This is a genomic window from Curtobacterium sp. B8 (assembly GCF_000333315.1).
Taxonomy (GTDB): domain Bacteria; phylum Actinomycetota; class Actinomycetes; order Actinomycetales; family Microbacteriaceae; genus Curtobacterium; species Curtobacterium luteum.
This window is the reverse complement of the sequence record NZ_BACW01000014.1, coordinates 1-6,085: the sequence shown is the minus strand read 5'-3', so window position 1 is coordinate 6,085 and position 6,085 is coordinate 1. Positions and strand designations below refer to the sequence as shown.

5 protein-coding genes and 1 pseudogene are annotated in these 6,085 nt (G+C 70.5%); all 6 read right to left on the bottom strand.

All coding sequences use genetic code 11. The annotated features are described in order from the left end of the window. Positions 1–65: 65 nt before the first annotated feature. A complete protein-coding gene (locus I59_RS00245; protein ID WP_022902148.1) occupies positions 66–626 on the bottom strand; it encodes a MerR family transcriptional regulator in 561 nt (186 codons plus the stop codon). Positions 627–816: 190 nt separating this feature from the next. Then, on the bottom strand, positions 817–1,521 hold the full coding sequence (locus I59_RS00240; RefSeq protein WP_022902147.1) for a MerR family transcriptional regulator: 705 nt from the start codon (positions 1,519–1,521) through the stop codon (positions 817–819). Further along, positions 1,521–1,931 carry an FHA domain-containing protein gene (locus tag I59_RS00235; RefSeq protein WP_175329667.1) on the bottom strand — a complete coding sequence of 137 codons (411 nt, stop codon included), beginning with the start codon at positions 1,929–1,931 and terminating at the stop codon, positions 1,521–1,523. The genes I59_RS00240 and I59_RS00235 overlap by 1 nt, the downstream gene beginning before the upstream one ends. Before the next feature lie 295 nt (positions 1,932–2,226). Next, complete coding sequence (locus I59_RS00230) at positions 2,227–3,780, bottom strand: chitinase (RefSeq protein WP_022902145.1); 1,554 nt, start codon at positions 3,778–3,780, stop codon at positions 2,227–2,229. Continuing rightward, a complete protein-coding gene (locus I59_RS00225; RefSeq protein ID WP_083881881.1) occupies positions 3,780–5,810 on the bottom strand; it encodes a glycosyltransferase family 2 protein in 2,031 nt (676 codons plus the stop codon). The genes I59_RS00230 and I59_RS00225 overlap by 1 nt, the downstream gene beginning before the upstream one ends. 20 nt (positions 5,811–5,830) lie before the next feature. Further along, positions 5,831–6,085 (bottom strand): annotated as a pseudogene (locus I59_RS18745) (helicase); the annotation flags it as partial.

The window sequence follows — 6,085 nt, the reverse complement described above, 5'->3', positions numbered from 1 at the left end:
CCGGCAACGCCAGGGCCAGGCAGCGACCACACCCGACAGCGCGGGCAAACGCCCGGGCAGCAGCGTCAGGACGCGCGCGACGCCCGGCGAGCGGCGAGCTCGTCGTCCGGATCGGCAGCGGGAGCCGCGTCGAGCTCCACGAGGGAGGACTCGACCTCGCGCAGGACCTTGCCCACCGCGATGCCGAACACGCCCTGCCCACGGGAGACCAGGTCGATGACCTCGTCGTCGGAGGTGCACAGGTAGACCGAGGCGCCGTCGGACATCAGGGTGGTCTGTGCGAGATCGGACACGCCCGACTCCCGCAGCTGGTTCACCGCGGTGCGGATCTGCTGCAACGAGATGCCTGTGTCGAGCAGCCGCTTCACGAGCTTGAGCACGAGGATGTCGCGGAACCCGTAGAGCCGCTGCGAGCCCGAACCCGCGGCACCACGGATCGTCGGCTGCACGAGTTCGGTCCGGGCCCAGTAGTCGAGCTGACGGTAGGAGATGCCGGCTGCACGGGCGGCGACGGTGCCGCGGTAGCCGTTCTGCTCGTCGTGGTCGGGCATGCCGTCGGTGAAGAGCAGACCGAGGTCGTACCGCGTCATGTCCGACCCGGTACCGGGGGTGTCAGTCCCACTCATGCGCTTGCCTTCCACGACGATCGAGCCCCCACCCGAAGCTTCAATGCCGGGTTGAGAGTTGTTCCGAGGTCCACGGTAGCGACTCCGAGCCGTCGCGCGCGGGACATCCGCTCCGGCGCGTCCGGCGTGTCGAGGATACGCCCCGCCCTCCGACACCCGCCAGAAACGGGAGCCTCCCCCAGCGAGCGCTTCATGCGTCGAGACGCCCGATCGCCGACCGGATGAGCTGCGACCGGATGGTCTCGAGGTGCCCCGCGATCTCCCGAGCGAGTTCGGTGGCCTTGGCCTTCGACGTGGCGTCTCCGCGACGCGAGACCGGCATCAGCGCGGACTCGATCAGCCCGACCTCACGCTCCGCCGTCGCCCGGAAGGTCCGCAGGTGCCGCGGTTCGATGCCGGAGCGCTGCAGTTCGACGAGCGCCTTCAGGACCGCGACGGCGTCGTCGCCGTAGGTGTCGGTCGCGGGCAGCAGGGACGCGGTGACCGCATCGGCGAGCAGCATCGGCGTGGCCCCGGCAGCGCGGACGGTCTCCTCGCGCGTGTAGCGGCGCTCGCGCCCGAGGATGGACGGCTTCGGCGCTTCTCCCCCACCCGGCAGCGTCGGTTCGCGACCCGCGTCGAGGTCGGCGAGGTACTCCTTGATGACCTTGAGCGGCAGGTAGTGGTCGCGCTGCAGTCCGAGGATGATGCGCAGGCGCTCGACGTCGGCCGGCGAGAACTTGCGGTAGCCGCTGGCGGTGCGGACCGGCGTGACGAGTTCGCGTTCCTCGAGGAAGCGCAGCTTCGAACCGGCGAGGTCCGGGAACTCCGGCTTGAGGCGAGCGAGGACCTGCCCGATCGTGAGCAGGTCCGGCGCCGCGGACCCCGCCCGGGCCGCGGCGGACCGCGCGGGCACTACGCGGTCGCCAGGCGCGCCAGGTCGACCCGGGAGGCGTAGAAGGTCAGGCGGAACTTGCCGACCTGGACCTCGGACCCGTCGGTGAGCAGTGCCTCGTCGATGCGGGCACCGTCGAAGTAGGTGCCGTTGAGCGACCCGAGGTCCTTCACGGTGAAGCTCGTGCCGTGGCGGAGGAACTGCGCGTGCTTGCGCGACACCGTGACGTCGTCGAGGAAGATGTCGGCGTCGGGGTGCCGACCGGCCGTCGTGACGTCGGAGTCGAGGAGGAACCGCGCGCCCACGTTCGGGCCGCGACGGACCACGAGCAGCGCCGAGCCGGAGGGCAGCGCCGTGATCGCGTCGCGCTCTTCCGTCGAGATGCCGGACTCCGGCGTGAGGGCGGCAGCCTGCTCCAGGCTGAAGGTCATCGTCGTGTCGACGAGTCGCTGCTGCTGGGTGCGAGCGTCGTTGCCGGCCGGACCCTGCTGCGGGACCACTGGATCGGACATCGTGGACCTCCCTCTCTTGGCCCATCAGCGTATCGGAAACGGGTGACCCCGCGGGAGCCCGGAAACGGGCTGTTCACAACTCGGCAGTCCGCGATCAGCGAACGTGCACGGAACCCACACCGAGACGAACGGGAGGGACGGCGCATGCCCGCACCGCGCCTCCCGTCCGTCACATGGTCGCCACCGGCGGACCGACACTGCCGGGGCGGAGGCGTCACTGCTGCAGATCCGACAGGATCTGCTTGATCTCGGAGTCCTTGAGCTTCACCCACGGCGAGCCGTCGGGGTCGCTGGTCGAGGCCTCCGGGCTGTCGCCGGTGTTCCACCACTTCGCCTGGTACGGCACGCCGTCGAACAGGACCCGCGCCCCGGTGTCGTACTGCTTCGTGCCGGACCACGACGGGTAGGTGCCCTTCGGCAGCGTGACCTGCTGCACCGGCTTCTCGCCCTGCAGCACCGGGCCGATGAGCTGCCACGGCGTCTCGTAGGCGCTGAGCACCGGGTCGTCCGGCAGGTCGCCCGAGGTCCACCACTTCGCCTCGTAGACGTTGTGGTGCCAGACGATCTTCGTGCCCTCGAGGTAGGACGCGTCCGCGCTCCACACCGGGTACGGGCTCGTCTTCGGGTCGTCGGTCGGTTGCACGGTCGCGCTCGGCTCGGCCTTCGTGACGTCCGATGCCGCCGCGACGATCCCGCCGGTGAAGCCCTTGCCGAGGACGTCGGCGAACAGGACACCGCCCTGGTCGACCCCCGAGCAGGAGTTCGACACCGTCGACAGGTTGACGTAGTTCGATCCGCAGGTGGTGTCACGGTTCAGGGACCACATCGACATGCGCCCGAGTCCGCGCTCCCGCGCCCACGCGTTGAGCTTCGTCGCGTCGGCGAGCGAGAACACCTCGTCCTGCTCGTCGTTCTGGCCGATCATCGGCGTCGCGCCGATCTTGTGCCAGAGCGTCCGGTCACCGAGCGGCGTGCCCGACCGCGTGTACAGGATGCCGAGCTGGCGCTGGACCTCCTGCAGGGTCTGGACCGAGGCCGAGTACATGCTCTGGCTCGAGCCCTTGCTCTGGCCGTAGTCCATCGTCATCGCGTTGACGCCGGCGAGGTCGACCCCGGCCTTGAGGAACTGCGCGACCGCGGTGGTCCCGTCGCTCGTCAGGCCACCGGGTGCCGCGGGCAGCGTGAGCCAGACGGCGAGCGGGTGGCCCGCCGCGCGACGCTCGTCCTGCAGCTGCTTCACGGCGGCGGCTCGACGCTTCCCCGCGGCGTGGTTCGTGAGGTCGTCGCCCTCGACGTCGAAGTCGACCGTGCTGACGTCGTAGCGCTGCACGACCGTCCGGTACGCCCCGACGAGGTCCGACGCGCTCGTGCAGGTGGTGGCGAGCTCGTCGTTCGCGAGTCCGCCGAAGGACACACCGACCTCGCCCTTCTGCTGCTCGAGCCGGGCGATCCGCCGGTCGAGGTCGAGCGAGTCGGACGCGCCCTGCAGCGAGTACGCCGAGCCCCACGTCGGGGTGCAGGCGTCGTCGTGGTCGGCGACCACGAACGAGAGCATGACGTCGCGGCCCTTCGTGGACTTGACGTCCTCGAAGGCGAAGGTCGGGGTGGCGGTCACGTCCGTGTAGGCGGCGAACCAGCTCTGCTGGGCGTCGGCTGCGTGCGCGGACTGCCACCGGTCGAAGCCGGCGTAGCCGCCGACCGCGACCGCGGCGGTCACCACGACCGCGAGGCCGACCCGGAACGGGGAGAGTCGTCTGGTGGAGGACATCAGGCAGCGGTCCGTTCGTCGGAGGTGGTGGTCGTGACGGTCGGGGTGCTCCGGGTCGCCGGGGCGCCGACGGTGCCGACGCCGTGGCGGGTCGGCATCTCCGCCCCGCCGTGGCCGAAGTAGAGCACCGCGCGCCAGTCCCCGACGACCGGCTCCGGCTCCGGCAGCAGGCCCCTGCGCGCGGCCTTCCGGTCCTGTCGTGCCTGCCGGCGACGGGCGCGACGGGCGGCCCGGGCGGTCGGGTCGTAGTACATCCACTTCGTGGCCCAGAGCCAGACGTCGACGATCGAGTTCCAGATGCCGATGTAGGCGACGATCGCGTACAGCGCGAGCAGGGCGTTGAACGCCGCGAACACGGCGTTGCCCCAGTTCTGCGCCTGGGAGTCGCGGACGAACGTGAAGACCGAGAACGCGACCATCGCGTACGGCGCGAGGACGTACAGCGCGGGCGAGGCCGTCCGGTCGCGGACCTTCGGGGTGCGGGCGAACGGGATCTTCTTCGCCGTCAGCGCCTGCTGGACACTCTTGAGCACGCCGGCCACGTTCACCGGCATCAGGATGAGGTTGAAGCCGTAGATCCGGAGGATGTCGGTGCGCTTGTAGCCGCAGTACTTGAGGTCCGAAGCGAACAGCCAGAAGTACGGCAGCGCGGCGAGCAGCACCATCGGGCTGAGCAGCCGGGAGTCGTACGGGTAGGCGAGCAGGAAGATGAGCCCGAGCGACCCCCACGCGATCGACGCCATGTAGTTGACACGGAGCGACATCTCCACGATCCCGACGCGCTCCCCGCGCTGCCGGCGCTCGCGCACCTGGCGGAGGTACTTCGGGAGGATGAGCAGCCCGCCGTTGGCCCAGCGGCGACGCTGGACGATGAGCGAGCCGAAGTCCGGCGGGGTCGCGCTGTAGGACAGCCGCTCGGGGTAGTTCACGAGGGTCCAGCCGTGCATGCCGAGGTCGACGCTCGACTCGGTGTCCTCGATGACCGTGCGGTCCTGCACGTAGCGCTTCACCTCGAAGCCGCCGACGGTCTCGACCTCCTCGATGTCGCGCAGCGCCCGGGTCCGGATGACCGCGTTCGCGCCGACCCAGAAGGTGGCGTTGTGGCGGGACATGCCCTGGTGGAGGATGTGCTGGATGTCGGTGGTCGCACCGGCGAGCCGCTCGATGCGGGTCGCCGCGCCCCGGAAGGACGAGTACGGCGTCTGGGTCACGGCGACGCGGGCGTTCTCCGGCTGCTCGAGGAAGTACACGAGCCGCAGGCAGTAGTCGCGGAGCAGCACCGAGTCGGCGTCGAGGGTCAGGACGTAGTCGGACGCCGGGACGACGAGGTCCGCGGTCGTCGGGTCCGACACGGTCCGGAGCACCGTGCCGCTCGCGGTCTCCTCGAACGCGTACGCGCCGCCGAGCAGGCCGATGTACGAGTTGAGGTTCATCGCCTTGTTCGCCTCGTCGGAGAGGTTCACGAACCGCTTCCGCTCGAAGGTCGTGATCTCGGCCGTGAAGGTCCAGGCGAGGCGACGGGTCAGCTCGAGGGCGCGGGCACTGGTGACCTCGGTGAAGGCGTGGTCGGCAGCGACGGCGTCGACGATCGCGGCCTCGAGGGCCTCCGAGGTCAGTCGGAGCTCGTCGGCCAACGCGACGAGGACCTGGTCGTGGAAGAAGTGGTCGACGTGGTCGACGACCTCGTGCTCACGGGCGTGCCGTCGGAGCCACGCGTCGGCCCAGCGGTGGTGCTCGACGAGGGTGCGGAGCGCGTCGACCGAGGCCTGCGGCGCGGTGTCGGCGTCGATCTCGGCGACGAGCAGCGCCTCCTGGAACCGGCGGGACGGCGCCGCGAGCTGCGACTGGATCCGGCCGGCGACGGCCCGGGTGCGCTCGAGCTTGTCGGCCACCTCGGGGTCGGTCGGGAACGGGGCGTCGTCGACGAGCAGGACGACGCGGAGGTTCGGGTACTCCTGCAGCGCCGCCGACCACAGCGTCGTGGCGACCACGTCGGGCTCCTCGGCGTAGCTCGGCACCAGGACCGTCATCGGTGCCTCGTGGCCCTCGGCTTCCACGGGGCGTCGTACCGCTTCGGGCCGATGAGCGAGAAGACGTCGCCCTCCCGCCCGTCCTCGCGGACGAGGGTGGCGGTCAGCCCGAGGCGGCGGCGGGCCTGCAGGTCCGCGGTCAGCTTGAACACCGGCGCGGGCAGCAGGTGGACCTCGTCGTACACGATGAGGCCCCAGTCGAGGGCGTCGAGCAACGACAGGTGGGTGTACTCGCCCTTCCCGCGCGCGGTGGAGGATCTGGTAGGTCGCGATCG